At 74.7% G+C, this 22,022-nt stretch carries 14 protein-coding genes and 1 pseudogene; 2 read left to right on the plus strand and 13 right to left on the minus strand.

Annotation, left to right across the window (positions count from 1 at the left end):
- Positions 1 to 18: 18 nt before the first annotated feature.
- The gene (soxR, locus tag ACFWGN_RS01085; protein WP_191805126.1) at positions 19 to 489 is read right to left on the minus strand and encodes a redox-sensitive transcriptional activator SoxR; all 471 of its coding nucleotides are present in this window, start codon (positions 487 to 489) and stop codon (positions 19 to 21) included.
- Positions 490 to 641: 152 nt separating this feature from the next.
- Between soxR and ACFWGN_RS01090 the strand changes: the two genes are divergently transcribed.
- The gene (locus ACFWGN_RS01090) at positions 642 to 2,177 is read left to right on the plus strand and encodes an MFS transporter (protein WP_377615295.1); all 1,536 of its coding nucleotides are present in this window, start codon (positions 642 to 644) and stop codon (positions 2,175 to 2,177) included.
- Between the two features lie 71 nt (positions 2,178 to 2,248).
- Here ACFWGN_RS01090 and ACFWGN_RS01095 read toward each other — a convergent pair whose 3' ends face one another.
- The 9 genes from ACFWGN_RS01095 to ACFWGN_RS01135 form a co-directional block, all read right to left on the minus strand.
- Positions 2,249 to 3,175, minus strand: coding sequence for a sirohydrochlorin chelatase (locus tag ACFWGN_RS01095; protein ID WP_377615296.1), 927 nt, complete (start codon positions 3,173 to 3,175; stop codon positions 2,249 to 2,251).
- Positions 3,172 to 4,263: a uroporphyrinogen-III synthase gene (locus ACFWGN_RS01100; protein ID WP_354508127.1), complete on the minus strand. Its 1,092-nt coding sequence runs from the start codon at positions 4,261 to 4,263 to the stop codon at positions 3,172 to 3,174. The genes ACFWGN_RS01095 and ACFWGN_RS01100 overlap by 4 nt, the downstream gene beginning before the upstream one ends.
- A gap of 65 nt (positions 4,264 to 4,328) precedes the next feature.
- Positions 4,329 to 5,621, minus strand: a complete 1,293-nt coding sequence (gene cobA / locus ACFWGN_RS01105; protein ID WP_377615297.1) for a uroporphyrinogen-III C-methyltransferase — start codon at positions 5,619 to 5,621, stop codon at positions 4,329 to 4,331.
- A complete protein-coding gene (nirD, locus tag ACFWGN_RS01110; RefSeq protein ID WP_377615298.1) occupies positions 5,618 to 6,130 on the minus strand; it encodes a nitrite reductase small subunit NirD in 513 nt (170 codons plus the stop codon). Before nirD ends, cobA begins: the two co-directional genes overlap by 4 nt.
- On the minus strand, positions 6,127 to 8,811 hold the full coding sequence (gene nirB, locus ACFWGN_RS01115) for a nitrite reductase large subunit NirB (protein ID WP_377615299.1): 2,685 nt from the start codon (positions 8,809 to 8,811) through the stop codon (positions 6,127 to 6,129). The genes nirD and nirB overlap by 4 nt, the downstream gene beginning before the upstream one ends.
- Before the next feature lie 196 nt (positions 8,812 to 9,007).
- Positions 9,008 to 12,862 carry a hypothetical protein gene (locus tag ACFWGN_RS01120; protein ID WP_377615300.1) on the minus strand — a complete coding sequence of 1,285 codons (3,855 nt, stop codon included), beginning with the start codon at positions 12,860 to 12,862 and terminating at the stop codon, positions 9,008 to 9,010.
- Entirely contained in the window at positions 12,751 to 14,796 is a 2,046-nt protein-coding gene (locus ACFWGN_RS01125) for an FAD-dependent oxidoreductase (protein WP_377615301.1), read from the minus strand. Before ACFWGN_RS01125 ends, ACFWGN_RS01120 begins: the two co-directional genes overlap by 112 nt.
- Positions 14,793 to 17,117, minus strand: a complete 2,325-nt coding sequence (locus ACFWGN_RS01130) for a molybdopterin oxidoreductase family protein (RefSeq protein ID WP_377615302.1) — start codon at positions 17,115 to 17,117, stop codon at positions 14,793 to 14,795. The genes ACFWGN_RS01125 and ACFWGN_RS01130 overlap by 4 nt, the downstream gene beginning before the upstream one ends.
- 2 nt (positions 17,118 to 17,119) lie before the next feature.
- A complete protein-coding gene (locus ACFWGN_RS01135) occupies positions 17,120 to 18,604 on the minus strand; it encodes an MFS transporter (RefSeq protein ID WP_377615303.1) in 1,485 nt (494 codons plus the stop codon).
- A gap of 376 nt (positions 18,605 to 18,980) precedes the next feature.
- Between ACFWGN_RS01135 and ACFWGN_RS01140 the strand changes: the two genes are divergently transcribed.
- Complete coding sequence (locus ACFWGN_RS01140) at positions 18,981 to 19,355, plus strand: hypothetical protein (RefSeq protein WP_377615304.1); 375 nt, start codon at positions 18,981 to 18,983, stop codon at positions 19,353 to 19,355.
- A gap of 120 nt (positions 19,356 to 19,475) precedes the next feature.
- On the opposite strand, the gene ACFWGN_RS01145 is transcribed toward ACFWGN_RS01140, so the two are convergent.
- The 3 genes and pseudogenes from ACFWGN_RS01145 to ACFWGN_RS01155 form a co-directional block, all read right to left on the minus strand.
- Positions 19,476 to 19,667: a hypothetical protein gene (locus ACFWGN_RS01145; protein ID WP_377615455.1), complete on the minus strand. Its 192-nt coding sequence runs from the start codon at positions 19,665 to 19,667 to the stop codon at positions 19,476 to 19,478.
- Positions 19,668 to 19,788: 121 nt separating this feature from the next.
- Positions 19,789 to 20,328 (minus strand): annotated as a pseudogene (locus tag ACFWGN_RS01150) (DUF5979 domain-containing protein); the annotation flags it as partial.
- A gap of 45 nt (positions 20,329 to 20,373) precedes the next feature.
- Complete coding sequence (locus ACFWGN_RS01155; protein ID WP_377615305.1) at positions 20,374 to 21,810, minus strand: choice-of-anchor A family protein; 1,437 nt, start codon at positions 21,808 to 21,810, stop codon at positions 20,374 to 20,376.
- Positions 21,811 to 22,022: the final 212 nt, after the last annotated feature.

Raw genomic sequence — 22,022 nt, forward strand, 5'->3', positions numbered from 1 at the left:
GGTGGTTCGGTCCGCCCCTCAGTCGTCCAGACCGTCGACCAGCAGCGTCCGGGGGCCGGGGCCCTCCTCGGCCAGCACGTCGTGCGGGTTGGCCAGGACGCACTTGCGCAGCGACAGGCAGCCGCACCCGATGCAGTCCGTGAGGTGGTCGCGCAGGCGCACGAGCTGCTCGATCCGCGCGTCGAGGTCCGCGTGCCACATGCGCGAGAGGCGGCGCCAGTCCTTGGCGGTCGGGGTGCGGTTCTGCGGGAGGGTCGCGAGGGCCTCGCGAACCAGCGCGAGCGGGATCCCGACGCGCTGGGAGACCTTGATGAACGAGACCCGGCGCAGCGTCTCGCGCGGGTAGCGCCGCTGGTTGCCGGGGGTTCGGCGCGCCGTGAGCAGGCCCTCACGCTCGTAGAAGTGCAGCGCCGAGACCGTGACGCCGCTGCGGCGCGCGAGCTCGCCGACCGTGAGCTCGTCGTCGGGGTGGGGCCCCTCGTCAGGCATGATTGCTCCAGGCATTCGTCACTCCGGCCATCGACGGGTCGAATGCACTTGACCTCGACAATGGTTGAGGTTCGAGACTAGTCGAAGCGCTCGACCGAGCGCACCCGTCGCGCGACGCCCCACCAGGCCGGCGCCCACCCCTGCGAGGAATCATGGAACCACCACGCCCATCGGCGCCCGAGGCAGACGTCGCCGAGGCGATCGCCGACTCCCCTGCCTTCGGTTCGCCCTTGACCGCCGCGCCGGAGGCCGCGCCGGCGACCGGTTCGGTGGACCACCCCCTCGCCGACGCGCCGAGCGTCGGCACAACCGGCACCACCGACACCGACACCGCCCCCCGGAGCGGCGGCCTGTCCCCCGCGACCCAGCGCACGGTCATGATCGGCATGGTCGCCCTGGTGCTGCTCGGGGCGTTCGAGGCCCTGGCCGTCGCGACCGCGATGCCGACCGTCGCGCAGGCCCTCGACGGCCTGACGCTCTACGCCGTCGCGTTCGCGGGGTCGATCGCGGCGAGCGTCGTCGGGATGGTCGCCGCCGGTCGGTGGTGCGACAGGTTCGGACCGAGCCCGTCGCTGTGGGCCGGCGTCGGCCTGTTCCTCGCCGGCCTGGTGGTCGCGGGCCTCGCCCCGACCATGGAGGTCTTCGTCGCCGGGCGTGTGGTGCAGGGGCTGGGCACCGGGATGTACATCGTCGCGCTGTACGTGCTCGTCGCCCGGGTGTTCCCCGAGGACCGTCGCCCGTCCGTGTTCGCGGCCTTCGCCGCGGCGTGGGTCGTGCCCTCGATCGTCGGCCCGGCGGTCGCGGGGCTCGTCGTCGAGCACGTCGGGTGGCGCTGGGTCTTCCTCGCGGTGCCGTTCCTCGCGGTCCCGGCCGTGCTCATGATGCGCCCCGGCCTGCGCGCCGTCGTCCAGGACCGCCGCGCGAGCGACACCCCGGACCCTGCGGGGAACGCCGCGCTCTGGTGGGCCGTGGCCGCTGCTGTGGGCATCGGTCTCCTGCACTTCGCGGGCCAGCAGGACGGCGTGCTGCTGTACGCGGCGCTCGTGGTCGCGCTCGCCCTGGTCGTGGTGAGCGTGCCGCACCTGCTCCCGCGGGGCACGGTGCGTGCGGCGCGCGGGCTGCCCTCGGTGATCGCGATCCGCGGCCTGGTCGCGGCGGCCTTCACGGGCACCGAGGTCCTGCTGCCGCTGCTCCTCTCGCACGAGCGCGGCCTGTCCCCCGCACAGGCGGGCGGCGTCCTGACGTTCGGCGCGATCGGCTGGTCCGTCGGCGCGTGGCTGCGCGGCAAGGCCCACTGGGGGTGGCCGCACTCGCGCTTCATCCTGATCGGGTCGTTCCTCATCGCGGGCGGGATCGCGGGCACCGCGCTCCTCGCGTGGCCCTCGGTGCCCCCGATCCTCGGCATGCTCGCGTGGACCGTCGCGGGCCTGGGCATGGGCATGGTCCACCCGACGCTCTCGGTGCTCACGCTCGCCCTGTCGCCCGAGGACCAGCAGGGTGCGAACAGCTCGGCGCTCCAGGTCTCGGACGCGCTGTCCGCGGCGATCGCGCTGGCCGTGACCGGGTCGATGCTCTGGGCCCTGCACGACGCGTTCGGCCTCCTGGCCTACGTCATCTGCTTCGGGGTGACGGTCGTGATCGCGCTGCTCGCGGCGTTCGTCGCGCCGAGGACGCGGGTCCAGGCCTGAGCCGTGGCGCCGCCCGGGCTCGGCCCGTGCGGCGCCCGCGTCGCACCTGAGCGGTTGCGCGCAGCCGTGGCCTAGCGACCAGGCAGCGCCGCGACGCCCTCGGCGTAGCGGTCGAGGACGATCGCCGTGAGCCGGGCGTCGGGGGCCAGCGGCGCGGTGACGACGTCCGCGCCGGCCTCGAGCAGGCGGTCGTGGAAGAAGCCGGGGGCCAGCAGGTAGGCGGCGATGACCACGCGGGGGGCGGGCTCGCCCTCGCTGCCCGACGGCGCAGCACCGGCCGCGTCAGCAGCTCCACCCGGGGCGGTGGGCGATTCGCCCGGGACGACGGCAGCGCCGAGCGCCTCGCGCGCCGCCTCGACCGCGTCCCGCACCGACGGGGTGGCCATGGCGCCGAACCCGACCGTGACCGGTCCGTCGTGGTGCGCACGCAGGTGCTCGGCGACGGCCTCGACGTCGCGCGCCGCCCCCGACCTGCTCGATCCGGCGGCGGCGAGGACGACCGCGTCGTGCGGCCGGACCCCCGCCGCGACCAGGCGGTCCGCGAGGATCTCGGCGAGCCGGGGGTCGGGTCCCAGCGCGCGGGCAGCCGTCGCTGCGCCGTGCTCCGGCCCGCGCCCCTCGTGCTCGGGCGAGACGGCCTCGGTGATGTCGACGTTCACGTGGAAGCCCGTGGAGAGCAGCAGGGGGACGACCACGGCCTGGCCTCCCGCCCCCTCGCCCGGGGCGCACGGTGCGACCGCGTGCGTGACGACGTCGGCCACCTCGGGCTGCTGGACGTCGACGAACGCCTCCCGGACGTCCAGGTCGGGGCGCGTCGCACGGACGTCGTCGAGCAGCGCACGGATCGCGGCCTGGCCTGCGACGTCGTTGGTCCCGTGCGAGCAGCCGACGAGCACGGGAGCGGCCGCTGCGCCTGCAGTGCCCGCTGCGCCTGCCGTACCCGACGACGGGCTCCCCTCGGTCTCGCCGGAAGGGAACCCCAGGATCTCCGTGCTCATGCCAGCTCCAGTCGATAGCCACGTTTGACGACGGTCTTGACGAGGGCGCGCTCGCCCACGGCCTCGCGCAGCCGCGCCACGGCGACCTCCGCGGCGTGCGGGTCGCGCGAGTCGCCGGGCAGCGCCGCGAGGACCTGGTCGCGGGTCACGATCTCCCCGGCCCGCGACGCGAGCAGGCGCAGGACCTCGAGCCCGCTGGGCGAGAGCGGGAGCACGCGACCGTCGAGCACCGCGACGCGCGAGCGGATCTGCAGGATGCCCGCGACGGTCACGAGCGCGAGGGTCTCGGCGTGCTCGTAGTGCCCCACGAGCGTGCGGACCAGCGCGCCGAGGCGCCCGCGGTCCGGCTGGAGGGTCGCGATCCCTCGGTGCGCGAGGGGGCGGGCCGTGATGGGTCCGACGGCAGCGGCGATCATGCCGCCGCTCGCGAACCGTGCGACGACCGCGTCGCCGACGCCCTCGGACTCCGCGGCCGCGAGCCACGCCTCGGCGCCCGGGGCCGAGGTGAAGACGACCGCGTCGATCTCGCCGCCCGCGGCGGCGTGGACCGAGGCGCGGAGCGCCGCCTCGTCGGGCGGCGGACCCCAGCGGTAGACGATGAGGCTCGCGACGTCCGCACCTGCCTGCGCGAAGACGGTGTCCAGTCCGTCGGCCCCCGCTCCGTGGTGCTGGACGGCGATGCGCAGCCCGTCGACGCCCTCGCCGAGCAGGACGTCGGCGATCTCGCCCGACGTCTCCGACTCTGCGACCCAGTCCGCCTGGAGACCCGCAGCCTGGATCGCGCCGCGCGCCTTGGGGCCTCGGGCGACGAGGCGGGCCCCGCCCATGACGGCCAGGAGCTCGTCGGCCAGCCCGTGGGCGTCGGCCGCCTCGATCCACCCGCGGAACCCGATGCCCGTGGTGACGACCACGACGTCCGGCGGGTGGGCGATCAGGTCGCGCGTGCCTGCGAGGAGCGCCTCGTCGTCCTCGTTGGGCACCATGCTCAGGGCGGGCGCGTGGCGCACCTCGGCCCCCCGGCGGACCAGGGCCGCGGCGAGCTCGGCCGAGCGGCGGTCGGCCGTGACGAGGACCGTGCAGCCCGCCATGACCTGGCCGAGCGCGGGGCGCTGCGATGCGGTGGCGGGGACCGCGGACCCCTGGCCTGCTCCCGTCACCGGGCCATCTCCGGGACGAGGGCCGGAGCCAGCAGGCCCTCGGCCGCGACGTCGCCCACCACCACGACGGCCGGGGCGCGGACGCCGACCTGGGCGGCGCGCTCGACGAGCGTCCCGAGCGTGGCGCGCGTGACCCGCTGGTGCTCCGTGGAACCCGACTCGACGACGGCGACGGGCGTGCCGACGTCGGCCCCGGCGGCGACCGCCTGGTCCGTGATCTCGCTCAGCATCGACACTCCCATCAGGATCACCAGGGTAGCCGTGCGATCACGGACCGCGGCGAGGGCGCCCACGTCCAGCCCGTCGTGGCCGTTGACCACGTGGAACGCGCCGACGGTCCCGCGGTGCGTGAGCGGGATGCCCGCGAGCGCCGGGACGGACAGGGCGCTGCTCACTCCGGGGACCACCTCGACCGCGACCCCCGCGGCCCGGCAGGCCAGGACCTCCTCGCCTCCGCGGCCGTAGACGAACGGGTCGCCGCCCTTGAGGCGCACGACGGTCCGGCCGCGCTGCGCCTGCTCGACGAGGATCGCGTTGATCTCGTGCTGCGGGACCGGGTGGTGGCCCGGGGTCTTGCCGACGTCGATGATCTCGACGCTCCCGGGCAGCTCGTCGAGGACCCCGACCGGCCCCAGCCGGTCGGTCACGACCACGTCGGCCGTCGCGAGCGCGCGCCGGCCCCGGAGCGTGAGCAGGTCGGTCGCGCCGGGGCCGCCCCCGACGAGGGTCACCGACCCGGCGGCGGGTACCCGTCGCGTCGCGGCCCGGTGGGCTCCCGACAGCTCGTCCGGACGGGGGCGGCGCAGGTCGACCCGGCCCTCGCGGAGCTGCTCGGCGAGGCGGTCTCGCAGCGCTCCGGCGTGGTCCTCGTCGCCCGCGAGCACCGCGACCTGGACCCGTCCGCTGCGCGTCGTCGCCGGTGCGACGGCCGAGGCGGCGCCGGCCCGACGGGCGCCGCGCCCCGGGCTCCCGGGACCGGCCCCCGCGAGGCACCACACGCGCGCCGACTCGGCCCACGCCGTGACGTGCCGGTCCTCGACGTCGTCGCCCGTGGCGGCCACGACGAACCAGGCCCCGTCCAGGTCTGCGGCCTCGGCCGAGCCCACGCGCCAGGTCGCGTCGGGCGCACCGGTCAGGACGTCGGTCATGTCCTCGCACAGCGCGGGGGCGACGACGCGGAGACGCGCTCCGTCGTCGACCAGCGCGCGGGCGCGGCGCGCCGCGGCCGGTCCGCCACCCGCGACCACGACCAGGCGTCCGCGCAGGTCGAGCCCCACGAGCGTGCTCACGGCGTCGGCCCGTCGGCCCGGGTCCGGCCCGCCCGCCGAGCGCCGCCCACCTGGGCGGCCTCGTCGGCCGGCGCGACGACGTGTGCAGGACGAGCCACGTGCACGACGCCGCCCCGCACCTCGACGGGCCACGTCGCCAGGTCCGGGCCCGCCGCGAGCACCGGGAGGAACCCCACGGGGTCGAGGCACACCCCGGTCTCGAGCGCGAAGACCTGCTTGTACATCGGTGACGCGACGGTCGGGACTCCTGCACGCGTGCCCACGATCCCGCGCGACATGACGTTGGCCCCGCTGAACGGGTCGACCTGCTGGACCGCGAGCACGCGCCCGTCGGTCAGCCGGAAGAGCGCGACCTGCTGCCCGTCGACGAGCGCCGCGGCGCCTCGCTCGACCGCGAGGTCGGTGGCCCGGCACACGGCCTCCCAGACCGTCCCGGTGTCCGCGCCCGTCCCCTCCCCCTGCTCGGGCAGTCCTGCTGCGGCCTCGATACCCATCGTGTTCGTGCTCATCTCCGCACCTCCAGAGTCGTCCCGGCGATCAGGACCCCACCCGTCGTGGCGCTCTCGCGCTCGGCGGCCGTGGCCGGGCGCGGCTGACCGCGCTCGGCGACGTACGCGAGGTCGGGGTCGGCCGTCGCGGGCGCGTTGACGAAGGACCCGAACCGCTTGAGCTTCTCGGGGTCCTCCAGGACGGCGCGCCACTCGTCCTCGTACGCGTCGACGTGTCCCGCCATCGCGGCGTCGAGGTCCGCGGCGATCCCCAGCGAGTCCTCGAGGATCACGGCGCGGATCCCGTCGAGGCCGCCCTCCACCTCGTCGACCCAGACCGACGTGCGCTGCAGGCGGTCCGCGGTGCGGATGTAGTACATGAGGAAGCGGTCGATCGTGCGGATCATGGTCTCGTCGTCGAGGTCCTCCGCGAGGAGGCGGGCGTGCTTGGGCGTGAAGCCACCGTTGCCGCCCACGTACACGTTCCAGCCCTTGTCGGTCGCGATCACCCCGACGTCCTTGCCGCGCGCCTCGGCACACTCGCGCGCACAGCCCGAGACACCGAGCTTGATCTTGTGGGGTGAACGCAGCCCGCGGTAGCGGAGCTCGAGCTCGACCGCCATGCCCACCGAGTCCTGCACGCCGAACCGGCACCACGTCGACCCGACGCACGACTTCACGGTCCTCAGCGACTTGCCGTACGCCTGGCCCGACTCGAAGCCGTGCTCGACGAGGCGGCGCCAGATCTGCGGGAGCTGCTCGATCCGCGCACCGAACATGTCGATCCGCTGGCCGCCCGTGATCTTGGTGTAGAGCCCGAAGTCCTTGGCGACCTGCCCGATCACGAGCAGCCCCTCGGGCGTGATCTCGCCCCCCGGGATGCGCGGCACCACCGAGTACGTGCCGTCCTTCTGCATGTTCGCCATGACGTGGTCGTTGGTGTCCTGGAGCGCGGCCTGCTCGCCCGACAGGATGTGGCCGTTGCCCAGCGACGCCAGGATCGACGCGATGACCGGCTTGCAGATGTCGCAGCCACGGCCCGGGCCGGAGGCCGGGAGCCCGGCCGGTGCGGCGTCGTCGGGCACGTGCGTGGCCGCTGCCGGGACGCGTCCGAACCGCGCGATGATCTCGCTGAACGTGTGGAGGTCCGCGACACGGACCGCGTCGAAGAGCTGCGCCCGCGAGAGCTCGAAGTGCTCGCACAGCGCGTTCGAGACCTCGATGCCGGCCTTCTCGAGCTCGGTCGTCGTGATCTTCTTGACCAGCGGGAGGCACGAGCCGCAGCTCGTGCCCGCCTTGGTGCACGACTTGACCGAGGCGACGTCGGTGCACGCGTGCTCGGTCACGGCCGAGCGGATCGTGCCCGCGGTGACGTTGTTGCACGAGCAGACGGTGGCCTCGTCGGGCAGCTCGAGCCCCGCCGCACCGCCGCCCGACGACCCCTCGGGCAGGAGGAACGCGCCCGGGTCGCCCGGCAGCTCGCGCCCGACCATGGGACGCAGCGACGCGTACGGCGTCGCGTCGCCCACGAACACGCCGCCCAGGAGGGTCCGCGCGTCGTCGGACAGGACGAGCTTCTTGTAGACGCCCGCGACCGGGTCCGCGTAGACGAGCTCCATGGCCCCCTCGGTGCGCGCGAACGCGTCGCCGAAGCTCGCGACGTCCACGCCGCGCAGCTTGAGCTTGGTCGCGGTGTCCGCACCCGGGAACGTCGCCTCGCCGCCCAGCAGGCGGTCCGCGACGACCTCGGCCATCGCGTAGCCCGGGGCCACGAGGCCCAGGCAGCGCCCCTCGATGCACGCGACCTCGCCGATCGCCCACACGTGCGGGTCGACGGTGCGGCACGACAGGTCGACGACCGCCCCACCGCGCTCGCCGACCGGCAGCCCCGCCCCACGGGCCAGCTCGTCCCGCGGTCGGACACCCGTCGCCATGACGACCACGTCGACGTCGAGCCGCCCGCCGTCCACGAAGTCGAGGCGGCCCACATGACCCGTCGTCCGCGCGGGACGCATCTCCTTGGTCCCGGTGCTCACGCGCACCGCGATGCCCATGTCGTTGATGAGACGCCCGAGCGCCTGACCGCCGCCCAGGTCGATCTGCGCGTCCATGAGGTGCGTGCCGAACTGGATGACGGTCGCCTGGGCGCCGAGCGCCTTGAGCGCACCCGCGGCCTCGAGGCCCAGGAGCCCGCCGCCGATGACCGCGCCACGCACCGGGCGGTCGTACGACGACCCGGCTCGCTCCTCGCGCTTGGCCTCGACCCAGCCGCGCAGGGCCGCGACGTCGTCGATCGTGCGGTAGACGAACACCCCCGGCAGCTCGTTGCCGGGGATGGGCGGCCGGGCAGCGCTCGAGCCCGTCGCGAGCACGAGCTCGTCGTAGTCGTGGACCCGGCCCAACCGGTCGGTGACCTGGCGTGCGTCGCGGTCGATCGAGACGACGCTGCAGTCACGGACCAGGCGCACGAGCGGGTCGTCCCACAGCGCAGGGTCGCCGAGGTTGAGCTCCTCGGGGTCGCGCGCCGAGAAGTAGGACGTGAGCGCCACGCGGTCGTAGGGGTAGCGCGGTTCCTCGGCGAAGACGGTGACCCGCCAACCGCCGGCGGTGTCACGGGCACGCAGCGCCTCGACGAGGCGCTGGGCGACCATGCCGCCGCCGACGATCACGAGGTGGCGGGGAGAGCTCGATGGTGTGGTCACGGGGGCTCCTGGGGGTGCGGTCCGGGTGTCCGGGAAGCAGCTGCTGCTCCGGACACTAGAGACGCGCGGTTTCCGCGCCGCACCCTCTCCTTTGCCCCTCCGTAACGTTCTTCTCACGCGCACCGCCGCAGGCGCGTGAGAACCCGCCAGGGCTGCGGGTCCCCGGGGCCCGCAGCCGTGACCGTGGACCTCCGGCTCAGCCCTCCCCGCGTCGACGGCGCGCCACGACGACCAGGGCTGCTCCGGCCAGCGCGAGGGCCGCCGCGAGCGCCGCGGCGCCCGCGGCCTCGGCCCCCGTGCTCGCGAGCGGGCCGTCGGGGCCGGCCGAGCCGCCCCCTCCCCCGTCCGTCGGCGCGGGCGTGGGGCTCGGCGGGTCGGTCGGGGTGGGCGTGGGGCTCGGCGTGGGCCCGACGGCGGGGACGAACGTGTTGACCACGGTGCACGTGACGTCCCCGCCCGCCGAGACCTCGACCGTCCCGTCCGTGACGGTGCCGCCCGTGCACGTCCAGCCGCTCGCGTCGTAGTCCTCGGGCCCGCCCGACTCGGTCAGCGCGTAACCACCGGGCTCGACCGTCACGTGCGAGACCTCGACGCCGCCGCTCACCCCGGCCAGCGCCTCGGGGCCGTCCGCGTGGAGCGTGAAGTCGTCCGGGGTGGCGGTGCCCCCGCCCGTGTTGTCGACCTCCTTCACGAGGGTCAGGTGCGGGAGCACCGCGGTGTTGGTCACGGTGCAGGTGACGTCGGCGCTCTCTGCGACGCTCACGACCCCGTCGACGAGCGGCGCCTCGCCGCAGTCCCACCCGGTCTGCTCGTAACCGCTGGGCCCGCCGGACTCCGCGAGCACGTAGTCGCCCGCGAGGACCGTCGCGCCCGTGACGGCGGGGGCGCCGCCGGCACCCGTGATCGAGACGCCGTCGGTCGGGCTGCCGGCCACCCCGTCGGCCGCGAGGGTCCATGCGCCGGGGGGCGCCGAGCCGCCGTCGACCTCCTTGAGGAGCGTGAGGGTGCCCGAGGTCCAGTGGTTGGTCAGGAGGCACCTCACGTCCTCGCCCTGGGCGACCGCGACGTGGCCGTCGACGACCGGGATCTCGTCTCCCCCGACCTCGGTGCACGTCCACGTCCCCGTGCGGTAGCCCGCGGGACCGGAGCCCTCGGCCAGCTCGAACTCGCCCGACGGGACGAGCTGCGAGGTCACGCCGACCGAGCCCGTCGGGCCCGAGACGACGGCCCCGGCCGCACCCGTCCTCGTGCGACCGGTCGCCCGCAGCTCCCACGACTCGGCGGCAGCCGGACCTCCGGTGACCTCCTTGAGGAGGGTCAGGCGACCGCCCTCCCACACGTTCTGCACCGTGCACGTGACGTCCTGGGCGAGCGCGAGGGTGACCTGCCCGGTGTCCGTCACGGGGACCGTCGCACCGGCCGCGTCGGTGCAGGTCCAGGGCCGCGCCGAGTAGCCGAGCGGGCTGCCGACCTCGAACAGCCGCCACGTCCCGGCCGTCACCGGGGCGTCGGTCACCTCGGGGCTCCCGGAGAAGCCCGTGACCAGGCCGGGCGACCCCGCACCGAACAGCCGCCAGTCGTCGACGTCCGACGGCCCGCCGACGACGTCCTTGACCAGGGTGAGCCGTGGCGCGATCGCCGAGTTCGTGATGACGCACGCGACGTCGGTGTTCTCCTCGATCGTGACGACGCCCCCGGGGGTCACGTCCGCTCCCTGGCACACCCACGCGCCCGCGCGGTACCCGTCGGGGCCGCCCGACTCCGAGAGCGTGTAGTCGCCCGGCGGGACGGCGACGAACGAGACACCGGGCGAGCCGCTCGGTCCCGAGAGGTCCGTGCCCGCTCCGTCCGTCGCGGCGAGCGTCCACGCGGTGACGGGAGCGAAGCCGCCGCCCTGGTGGTTCACGAGCTTGATGAGCGTGAGGTGCTGCGTCGCGAGCGGGCTGTTCGTGAACGTGCAGGTCACGTCGTCCCCCGCTCCCACGGTGACCGTGGGTTCCTCGACGCTGGTCCCGGCCGAGCCCGTGCACGTCAGGTCCGTGAGCTCGTAGCCGAGCGGGAACGCGTCGGACTCGGCGAGGTCGTAGTCGCCGGGCGGCACGGGCACCGCCGTGACGCCGGTCGATCCTGTCCGGCCGGTCAGGGTCGGCAGGCCAGCGTCCGTGCCCGTCGCGGTGAGGTCCCAGGCCGAGGCCGGGGCGCCGCCGCCCGCGACCTCCTTGACGAGCGTCAGCGTCCCCCCGTCCCAGGTGTTGGTGATCGTGCAGGTCACGTCGTCGCGCTGCCCGATCGTCACGATCCCGTCAGGGGCCGTGGCGCCGTCACAGACCCAGTCGCCCGCGGCGTAGCCGAGCGGTCCGCCCGACTCCGAGAGCGTGTAGTCGCCCGGCGTGACGGCCTGGTGCGTCACCGCGGGGCTGCCGCTGGCCCCCGCGAGGGGTGTGGCGCCGTCGGCCGCGAGCGTCCACGCTGCCGGCTCCGCTGCAGGGCCGCCGTCCGGACCCACGACCTCCTTGACGAGCGTCAGCGACGAGCCCGCGAGGGTGTTGGTCGCGGTGCACTCCACGGCAGCGTGCGTCCCGACCGTCACGCGGTAGGTCGCCCCCGGCCCGCCCGACGACGGGTCCACGACCAGCTCGCCGCCCGTGCAGGTCCAGCCGACCAGGTCGTAGGCGTCGGGCCCGAGCTCGGTCAGCGTGTAGGAGCCCGCCGGGACCCCGGCCCCCGTGACCGCGGGCTGCCCCATGGTCCCGGAGTGCGCGAACCCCGCGTCGTCGGTCGCGACGAGCTGCCAGGCCTGCGGTGGTGCGCCGCCCTCGGCGACCTCCTTGAGCAGAGTGAGCGACCCGCCCGTCCACGTGTTGGTGACCGTGCAGGTCACGATGTCGTCGGCGTCGAGCGTCACCTCGGCACCCGACAGCGACCCGCCGTCGCACGTCCACGCACCGGGGGTGTAGCCCGGGCGGCTCGACTCGCTCAGCGCGTAGGTCCCCGCCGAGACGCCCGCCCCCGTGACCGCGACCGACCCCGAGGGGCCCGAGATCGTCGTGGGTCCCGTCCCCGTGAGCGTGAAGTCGCCCGGGACGGCCGGGCCGCCACCCTCGTTGACGACCTCCTTGCGCAGCGTGAGCTGTGGGGCCGCCGAGGTGTTGCGGATCGTGCACGTGATGTTCTCGTCGAGGCCCACGGTCAGCCGGTTGCCCACCAGGACCGCGTCACCGCAGTCCCAGTCGCTCGGCGTGTACCCCGTGGGGCCGCCCTGCTCCGAGAGCGTGGAGTCGCCGATGCGGACCGTGCGGTTCGTGACCTCGGCGGACCCGCTCGCTCCGACGAGGTTGGTGGGACCCTGCGCCTGCAGCGTCCAGTCGGTCGGCGACGCCGACCCTCCCACGACCTCCTTGACGAGCGTCAGCGTGGGCTCGATCGCCTCGTTGTCGACCGTGCACGTCACCTGGCCGCCGTCGGACACCGTGATGACGGGGGTCGGGTCGGTCGTCTCGGAGACGTCGGCGCCGCTGCACGTCCAGTCCTGGAAGCGGTAGCCACCCACCCCGCCGCTCTCGGAGATCTGGTAGCGCCCGGGCACGACCTCGAGCGACTGGACCCCGTTGAGCCCTCGCCCGTGATCTCCTGGCCCGTGTCGAGGTTGAGCGCATGCATGGTCCACAGCTCGCGGCGCCCTTCGCTCGCTCCGCTGTCGAGGTTCTCGATGCGCTTGAAGAGCGACAGCCGTGCGGTCGCCTGCGGTTCGACGACCGCGGACGACGACGTCGCACCGGCCCCCGCGACCGCCGCCAGCAGGACCACCAGGCTTGCCGCCGCGATACCTCGTCGCACGCTCTACCTCCGGATCGATCGGGCCGGGGAGCCGTGCGGACGCAGGGGCTCCGGACTCCTCCGAGGCTAGGAGAGGGGTCGCGCGTCCGCACCCGCAGCCTCTCAGCCGTGGACCGGCACGGACTCGGGAGCCGGTTCGTCCGCGCGGGACGACGCGGACGCCGTCCCGGGCTGCTCCGGGTCGGCCTTGCGCAGCCAGTCCGCGAGCCCGCACACGACGTCCTTGCAGCCGCCACACCCCGTGGTGGCCCGTGTCGCGCGCGCGATGTCGGCCGTGCTGCGAGCGCCTTCGCGCCAGCTCGCGACGATGTCCCCCTTGCTCACGCCGTTGCAGCTGCACACCGTGGTCCGGTCGGGCATGTGCGTGGGGTCCGACGCCGGCGCGGCGGCCTGCGCGACAGGTTGCAGCAGGAGGTGGGCCGGGTCGGCGGGCACGGGGATCCGGCGCGTGTAGGTCGCCGTGAGGTCGGCGCCGATCTGCGGCGCGCCGACCACGGTCGCGCCCACCAGGAGGCCGCCCGCCACGACGACCTCGACGTGGCGTCCCGCGTCGGGGTCGGTGAGCCGGAGAGTGCGGTGGCTCGGGTCGTGGGCGCGCCGCGCGCCGCAGACCCCCATCGCCACGACGTCGAGGCCCGCGGCCTTGAGGCGCACGACGTCGGTCGGTGCGGCGGGGGGCGACGGCTGGTCCGTCGGCGCCACCTGTGGCCGCCGCTCCCGAGATGCGGCCGACGGGGCTCCTGGCACGCCTCGGCCCTCCGCGGGCCGCATCTCGCGAGGATCGCGACCCGACGGGTTCCACGCGGCCCGCTCGACGTCGAGCGCGATGCGCAGCGCCATGCTCGGGCGCTCGGCCGCTGTGAAGCGGACGTGCGCCCGGCCCTCGGGCGGGGGCGGGAGCACAGCGTCCGTCGTACCCACCGCGTCGGGGCCCGTGAGGCCGAGGGTGCTCGCTGCGTCCGCCAGCCTCTCGGCGAGCAGGGACGCGAGCCGCCGCGACTGCTCCCACCCCTGCGCGATGAGCCCCGTCCCGCCCTCGGGCGGCTGCGCGCAGTCACCGATCGCGTACACGTCGGGGTCGTCGGGGCTCGCCAGCCCGTGCCCGACGACGACCCCCCGGTCCACCGTCAGGCCCGCGGTCCGGGCGAGGGTCGCCTCGGGCACGGTCCCGCAGGCCAGCACCAGCAGGTCGGCCGGGACCTCGTCGGCCGGGCCGCTCGAGTTCGCGGCAGGGCGTCCCCCCGCGTCCGGGTCCCGCGGCTCCGCGTCCGGGCCCGTGGACCCGTGGCCCGGTCCCCCGTCTCTCCCGGGACCTGCCGCGCGGGGCGGGCGCCCGCCGTCGGGCACGAGGACGACCCCCGTGACGGCCGCGCCCCGGCCACCGTCCCCGCTCACCACGACCTCCCGCGTGCGGGCCCCCGTGCGTACCGTGATGCCGAGCCCTGCGAGCGTGCGCGAGGCGGCGAGGCCCGCGTCGGGGCCGAGCTGGCGGTCCATGGGGCTCGCCCCACCGTGGACCACGGTCACCGCGAGCCCGCGGCGGGCCAGGCCGCACGCGACCTCGAGGCCCAGGACACCCGCACCGATCACGACGGCGCGGCGCGCGTTGGCGGTCGCGGCGACGATCTCGCGTGCGTCGTCGAGCGTGCGCAGCGCGTGGACTCCGGCGGGCAGGGCTCCTCCGGGACCTGACCCGAGCCCCGGCACGTCAGGGACACGGGCGGCCGAGCCCGTCGCGAGCACCACGGCGTCGTACGGGAACGCACCGTCGCTCGTGAGGACCGTGCGCGAGCCGCGGTCGATCGCGATCGCGGGGGCGCCTCGGTGGACCTCGGCGCGCGCGTCGCCCGTCGAGGGCAGGGTCAGCGCGCCGATGTCGGCACGCCCTGCGACGACCTCGCTCAGCAGGACGCGGTTGTACGGCTCGTACCCCTCGTCGCCGAGCACCGTGACGCGCAAGGGCCGGGCGCGGTGCTCCGTGTCCGGGCCGGCCGTCGCCAGGAGGTCGGCCGCGAACCGGGACCCGACCATCCCGTCGCCCACCACGACGACGCGGAACGGCCTGGCTGCGCCGTCCACGGGCGGGCCGTCGGAACGGGTGCCCGCAGGCTGCGCCGGTACCGGCGGTCGAGCAGCGGCGTCGGTCATGCGACCACCTCCGGGGAGCGTGCGGGCGCGACGGCGACCGCGCAGACCTTGAACTCGGGCATCCCGGAGACCGGGTCGGTCGCGTCGGTCGTGATCCGGTTGACGCTCCCGGCCCCGCTCCAGTGGAACGGCATGAAGACCGTGTCGGGGCGGATCTTGTCGCTCCACCGCGCAGGCGCCCGGACCTCGCCCCGGGCCGACGTGAGCCGCACCGGGTCACCGTCCTGGATGCCGAGGCGGAAGCCGAGGATCGGGTGCATCTCGACGAACGGTCCGGGCACGATCCGGTCGAGCTCGGCCACGCGTCGCGTCTGCGCACCCGACTGGTAGTGCTGCAGGACGCGGCCCGTCACGAGGTAGACGGGCGCGTCGGGGCGGACGTCGTCGCTCGGCCCCACGTGGTCGACCGCGACCATGCGCGCACGCCCGTCGGGGGTGTGGAAGCGGTCGAGGAACAGTCGCGGGGTGCCGGGGTGCGCCTCTCCCCCGGCCGCTGCGGGCGACACCGCAGGCACTGGCCAGAACAACCCCGGCCCGCCCGCGGCCTCGTCGGCGTCGAGGCGCGCGTGGCTGAGCCCCGAGTAGTCCGCGACACCGCCCGCCGAGGCCCGCGCGAGCTCGTCGAACACCTCGGCGGGGTCGAGCGGGAAGGACACGGTCGACCCCAGGCGTCGCGCGAGCTCCGCGAAGAACCACAGCTCGGACCGCACGCCGTCCGGCGGGCTCCCGGCACGGCGCCGGCGGATCACGCGCCCCTCGAGCGAGGTCATGGTCCCCTCCTCCTCTGCCCACTGCGTCACGGGCAGCACGACGTCGGCACGCAGCGCGGTCTCGGAAGGCACCAGGTCGCACACCACGAGCAGGTCCAGGGCATCGAGACGCTCGGCGACGTACGTCGCGTTCGGCGCGCTGACCAGCACGTTCGAGCCGTGCACGAGCAGCGCGCGCGGCCCGCCCGGCGTCCCGAGCGAGCGCAGCAGCTCGACCGCAGGCCTGCCCGGCCCGGGGAGGGACGCGGGGTCCACGCCCCACACCGCGGCGACGTGGGCGCGCGCGGCCGGGTCGTCGATCTTGCGGTAGCCGGGGAGCTGGTCGGCCTTCTGGCCGTGCTCCCGGCCGCCCTGCCCGTTGCCCTGCCCCGTGATCGCGCCGTACCCGGAGCCGGTCCGGCCGGGCAGGCCGAGCGCGAGCGCCAGGTCGATCGCCGCGGTCACGGTCGCGGTCCCCTGGGTCGACTGCTCGACGCCGCGACCCGTCAGGACGTACGCCCCGCGCCCGCCGCGGGAGGGCGAGGCCGCCGCGAGCAGCCGCGCGACGCGGCGGAGCTCGTCGGCCGAGATCCCGCACACGGTCTCGGCGCGCTCGGGCCACCAGGCCGCGACCGCGCGGCGCACGTCGTCGACCCCGGACACGCGCGCGGCGAGGTACTCCTCGTCGGCGAGGCCCTCGGCCCACACGACGTGCAGGAGCGCGAGCAGCACCACGAGGTCGGTCCCGGGGACGGGCTGGAGGTGGAGGCCCTGAGGCGGCCCGTCCGCCGCACCGCCGGGCGCCCCGGCGCCCGTCAGCGCGGCCGTGGCCGACCGCCGCGGGTCCACGACCACCAGCCCGCCGCGCGAGCGCACGCCCGCGAGGTGCTGGACCGAGGGCGGCATGGTCTCGGCCAGGTTCGAGCCGAGCAGCAGCACCGCGTCGGCCCCCGCGAGGTCCGCGAGCGGGAACGGCAGCCCGCGGTCGGCACCGAACGCGCGGTTGGCACCGGCCGCGGCGCTCGCCATGCAGAAGCGCCCGTTGTAGTCGATGTTCGCGGTCCGCAGGACCGTCCGTGCGAGCTTTCCCAGCGCGTACGCCTTCTCGTTCGTGAGCCCCCCGCCCCCGAAGACCGCGACCGCGTCGCGCCCCGACGCGGCCTGGATCGCCATGATGCCGCGCGCGACCCGCCCGAGCGCCTCGTCCCACGTCGCGGGCCGCAGCCCGCCGCGGGTCACGACGCCCGCCGCGTCGACCGAGCGGTCGCGCACGAGCGGGACCGTGAGCCGGTCGTGCGCGGTGAGCAGGCTCGCGCTGGTCCAGCCCTTCTGGCACAGCCCGCCCTTGTTGGTGGGGAACTCGCGCGGTGCGACGACCACGCGGGGCGAGGCTCCGGCGTCGGGCACCTCCGGTGGCGCGGGCGTGAGCGACACGCCGCACTGCAGCGCGCAGTAGGGGCAGTGCGTGTCCGCACCGCTGCCCGACGGCGCCGCGCGCCCGGGGCGGACGACGCCGGCCCGGGCGCCGGGCGGGTCGAGGACGGTCGGGACCGCGACGGGGTGGACGACCATGCTCAGATCCCGGCCGCGGCCATGGGCGCACCCCGACGCTGGTACACGGCCCACGTCACCACGGCCATGACGGCGTAGACGCCGATGAAGATCCACAGGGCCGGGACGAGCGACCCGGCCAGGTCGTTCGAGATCGCGAAGCCGCGCGGGATGAGGAAGCCGCCGAACGCCCCGATCGCCCCCGCGATGCCGATGCAGCCCGCGGCCGCCTTGCGGACCCGGGTGCGGTGGGCCGCGCGCTCGTCGTCGGGCAGGACCGCGGCGGCGAGCTCGCCCGAGGCCGAGAAGACCGCCGGGATCATCCGGTAGGTCGCGCCGTTGCCGACGCCCGTCGCGACGAACAGCAGCAGGAACGACCCGAAGAACACCCCGAAGCTGTGCGACTCGAGCGCCCGGATCGCACCGAACGCCCCGACGGCCATGACGCCGAACGCCGCGATCGTCACGCGGGCCCCGCCCACCCTGTCGGCGATCGTCCCGCCGAGCGGCCTGGACACCGAGCCCACGAGCGCGCCGAGGAACGCGATCGAGAGCGTGACCTCGGGGAACTGGTTCTTGAGCAGCGTCGGGAACGCACCCGAGTACCCGATGAACGAGCCGAACGTCCCGATGTAGAGGAACGAGATGATCCACGTGTGCCGGTTGCGGGTCGCTGCGGCGAACGAGCGGAAGTCGGCCTTGGCGTGCGACAGGTTGTCCATGTACCGCCACGCGAGGAACGCCGCCAGCAGGATGAACGGGATCATCATGAGCCCCGCCCGTTCGAGCGCGATGCCCGCGCCCGCGACGATCACGAGCGGCACCGCGAGCTGGACCGCGGCCGTCCCGAGGTTGCCGCCCGCGGCGTTGAGGCCCAGCGCCCGGCCCTTCTCCTTCTCGGGGTAGAAGAACGAGATGTTGGCCATCGACGACGCGAAGTTCCCGCCGCCGACCCCCGCGAGCGCCGCGACGAGCAGCATCACGCCGAACGGCGTCCCGGGGTTCTGCACGACGACCGCGAGCGCGACCGTGGGCACCAGGAGCAGGAGCGCCGACACGACGGTCCAGTTGCGGCCGCCGAACAGCGGGACCGCGAAGGTGTACGGGATGCGCAGGGTGGCGCCCACGAGGCTGGGGACGGCGATGAGCCAGAACTGCTGGTCCACGGTGAAGGTGAAGCCGGCTGCGCCGAGCTGCGGGACGACGATCGACCACAGGGCCCAGACCGCGAACCCGAGGAACTCGGCGAAGACCGAGATCCCCAGGTTGCGGGTCGCGACCTTGCGGCCGCCGTCGCGCCAGAACGTGGGGTCCTCGGGGTCCCAGTCGTCGATCCAGCGCCCGCGACGGCGCGGGGCGCTCCGGGCCGCGGGGTCTGCGGCGGTGCCGGACCGTCCGTCCGTGCCCGACGGCGCAGCGACCGACGCGAGCGCGGGCGCGGGGTGGTCGGTGGCGGGGTGGTCGGTCGTGGTCGTGGCCTGCGAGGGGGGACCTGCGGGGACGGACATGGCGCCTCCTGGAGCGGTGACCTGGAGCGTCGAGCGGTGCTCGACCAGTACCCGTGACGGTAGGAAACGTGTGTTTCCCGGGGGCGAGCCGACCGTTTCCCTGCCGTAAGGCTTTGCGCACAGCCCCTGCCCGGCGGCTGTGAGAGGGAGCCCCACCCTCGTGCTCGACCTGTCGCGGGGGTCGGTGGCGCATGCCTTCGAGACACGAGCAGGAGTCCGGCGTTTCATCCTGTCCGGTCCACATGTTCGCGGTCTAGACTCACGCCAGCCCACGCGTCGTCCACCCCTGGAGCGGGCGCTCTCCGAGGACCCGGACGACGACGGCCCGCCGTCGGACCGACGTCCGACGGTCGAGATCGAGCAGAAGGATCCGCGCATGCCGCGTCAGAGAATCGCAGCACTCGCAGCAGCCAACCCCCTCCGCGCCCTCTCGGCACTCGTCCGGCTCGCTCGGGCCGACGGCCCCGGCGACGTCGAGAACCGCGCGACGCTGTGCCGCGTGTGCGCGTGGGACCTGGAGGAACCTGGCTGGACCCTCGACGGACCCACGCACGCGATCTGCGACTGCTGCGGGGCCGAGAGCGGGGTCGAGGACACCACGCCCGAGCGGATCATCGCGTACCGCCGCCGCTGGACCCGGGGCGGGCACGTGTGGTTCGATCCCTCCCGCATGCCCGCGGGCTGGTACTACGACGACGAGCTGCCGTACGACACGCAGGACCGCTGGCACGCGACGACCGGCCACGGTTAGCACCTCGCGCCGTCGGCGCCCCGGGAGGGGCATCCGGCAGCGAGCCGCCCCAGGACGGGCAGGTACCGTCCTTCCGCCCGGTGGAGCCCGGTACGGAAGGACGGCGCCTCGACGCCGGACCTACTCGCGACCCGCGAGGTGCCGGCGACGGGCCGCGACGATCGTGAGGCCGATCGCGACGAACAGGACCGAGACGCCCGCGAGCAGCGCGACGTCGGCGCCCGTCGAGGCGAGGTCGTCGCCGGGCGTGGTCGGGACCGTCGGGGTGGGCGTCGGGGTCGGGACCACGTCGGCCGTGTTCGTGACGACCACCTCGGCAGAGGCTCCCCCCGCCACCACGAGCCGGTTGGTCCCTCGTCCGTCGACCGTGATCGTGGGCGTGCCCCAGGTGACGCCCGGGATCCCCGGGAATCTCCTCGAACGTGACGACCGTGCCCACGGGCAGGTCCTGGGGCCCGAGGACGGGCGTCCCGTCGGAGGGCACCCGGACGTCCTGGCTGACCGTCGTCCCGTTCACGACGTAGGTGTAGCGCACCGTGAACTCCGTGTCGTCCGGCACCTGCGCGTCGCCCTCGCCCGTCAGGGCCTTGGCGATCGAGAAGCCGCCGATCGCGCTGACGAACGTGTTCGTCACCGTGACCCCGACGATCCCGCTCTCCCCGGTACCGATCACGACCTCGCTCGGGTCGACCGTGGACCCCGACCACTCGTACGTGGTGCCGGCGAAGTCACCGGGCTCGGTCGTGAGCGCCGCCTCGGTGAAGGTGCACGTGCTCCCGACCGGGAACCAGGCCTCGCTGCCGTCCACCGTGGGGCGAGCCGTCGCCCCGGCGGCGACGCTCACGGTGCCCGACGACACCGCGGGATCGACTGCGACTCCGTCGACGTAGGCGCCGGCCGAGCACTGCCAGTCGACGTCGAAGCTCCGGTCCCCCACGTACCCGCCCGCGGGACCGGACACGACCTTGGTCACGTCGACCGTGCCGAGCAACGCGTTGACGACGCCGATCGTGATCTCCTACCCGTCCTCGGTGATCGTGAAGACGTTGGTGGCCTCACCGTCGATCGTGAAGACCGGCTCGGCCCATCGCCGGTCCCCGACGTCCACCAGGACCAGCTCACCGTCGACCTCCTGGTACACCCCGCTGAGGTCCTCGAGGATCACGCACGTCTCGCCCAGGGGGATGTTGCCGAAGACGGTGACCTCGTCGGCCTTGACGGCCCAGCGCGTCACGAAGATCGCACCTCCGGGGAGGCTGCAGCGGGCAGAGCCCGTGAAGACGAGGTCCGTGAGCCCGGACCCGGGGGTCACGCTCTTGGTCACGCTGACCGACCCGACCTCGGTCGGGATCGGCGGGACCTCGTCCTCGCACGGGAACGCGTAGTTCCACGGGTAGTTGTGGTGCTCGGTGCCCGCTCCGCCCATCGTGTGGTCACCACCGACGAGGATGCGGCCGTTGGTGCTGGTCGTCGCCGTGAGGTCGATCTCCGGGCCCAGGATCGACCCCATGAACTGACCGTTCTGACCGATCGACACCTGCGTGTCGCCCGTGAAGTTCCACAGCAGGCTCGACGCGAAGGCCCCGAACCCGGGGAAGCCGAACGCGTCGACCCGCACGCCGTCCGCGGTGAAGTCCTGGGGCGAGAAGGTCACGGGCCCCCCGGTCACGTTGACCACGATCGAGTCGCCGTCGGGGATGCCGTTGAACTGGATAGCGTTCGAGCCGTCGAGCGTCGCGGCGTCGACCTCGAACACCTGGAGCCCCGGGTGGGCCGGGTCGTCGGCCCCCGCGGTGAAGATCACCGTGTCACCCGTGCGGGCCGCCGTGCCGTTCGCAGCGAACGCGGCCATCTCGGCCGAGACGTCGATCATCTCCTGGGGGAAGACGTCCGGGTCGTACGGGGACAGCGCGGGGCCCTGCCCCATGTTCTCGATGGCTCCCGCACCGTTCGTCAGGAGCCGGGAGTCACCGTCGATCGTGCCGCCGACGTGCACGGCGCCCCCTCCCGCGGTCCCCGCGCCGACGTCCACGGCCGAGGTCGGACCGATGGTCAGGTCACCGCCCACGGCCAGCATGGTCGAGCCGGGCGTGGGCACCGAGCCGGACCCTGCGCCCACGACGCCGACGTTGAAGATCCCGTCCCGCTCGAAGCTCGCGTTCCCGTGGACGACCAGCAGGCCCTCCGACTCGGCCGCGTCCTCGTTCGCGGTGAAGTCACCGCCGACGTAGACCGCGACGGCGTTGTCCGTGAACAACGGCGGCCCGACGGTCCCGTCGCTGTCACCGTCCGGGCACGTCGGCAGCTGCTCGGCCGCGGCAGGGGCGACGAACGGACCCAGGGCCGCGGCCCCGAAGGTCATCACCGCACCGAGCACGAGCACCGACGTCGAGGCGACCAGTCGCCTGCGCGGAGGCGCCGCCGCTCGTCCGGACAGAGGGGTCTCGCTGGTCATGTCACGCCCTTTCCTCGGTGGGTGCTGACAGTCTCAGGCCGAGGAACGGGGTGGGCAACCGGTGGTAGGTATTCACCGGGCCGCCGTGCGCGTCCAGGTCACGGCCCCGTCACCCGACGATGCACCGCGTCCAGGTCGGCGCGTCGCACGAGCACCCCGTGCGCGTCCCGCTCCCGGCACCGACCGGCCGCGTCGGAGAACGTCATGAGGCC

The organism is Oerskovia sp. NPDC060338 (assembly GCF_042726295.1).
In the GTDB taxonomy this organism is placed as follows: Bacteria; Actinomycetota; Actinomycetes; order Actinomycetales; family Cellulomonadaceae; genus Oerskovia; species Oerskovia merdavium.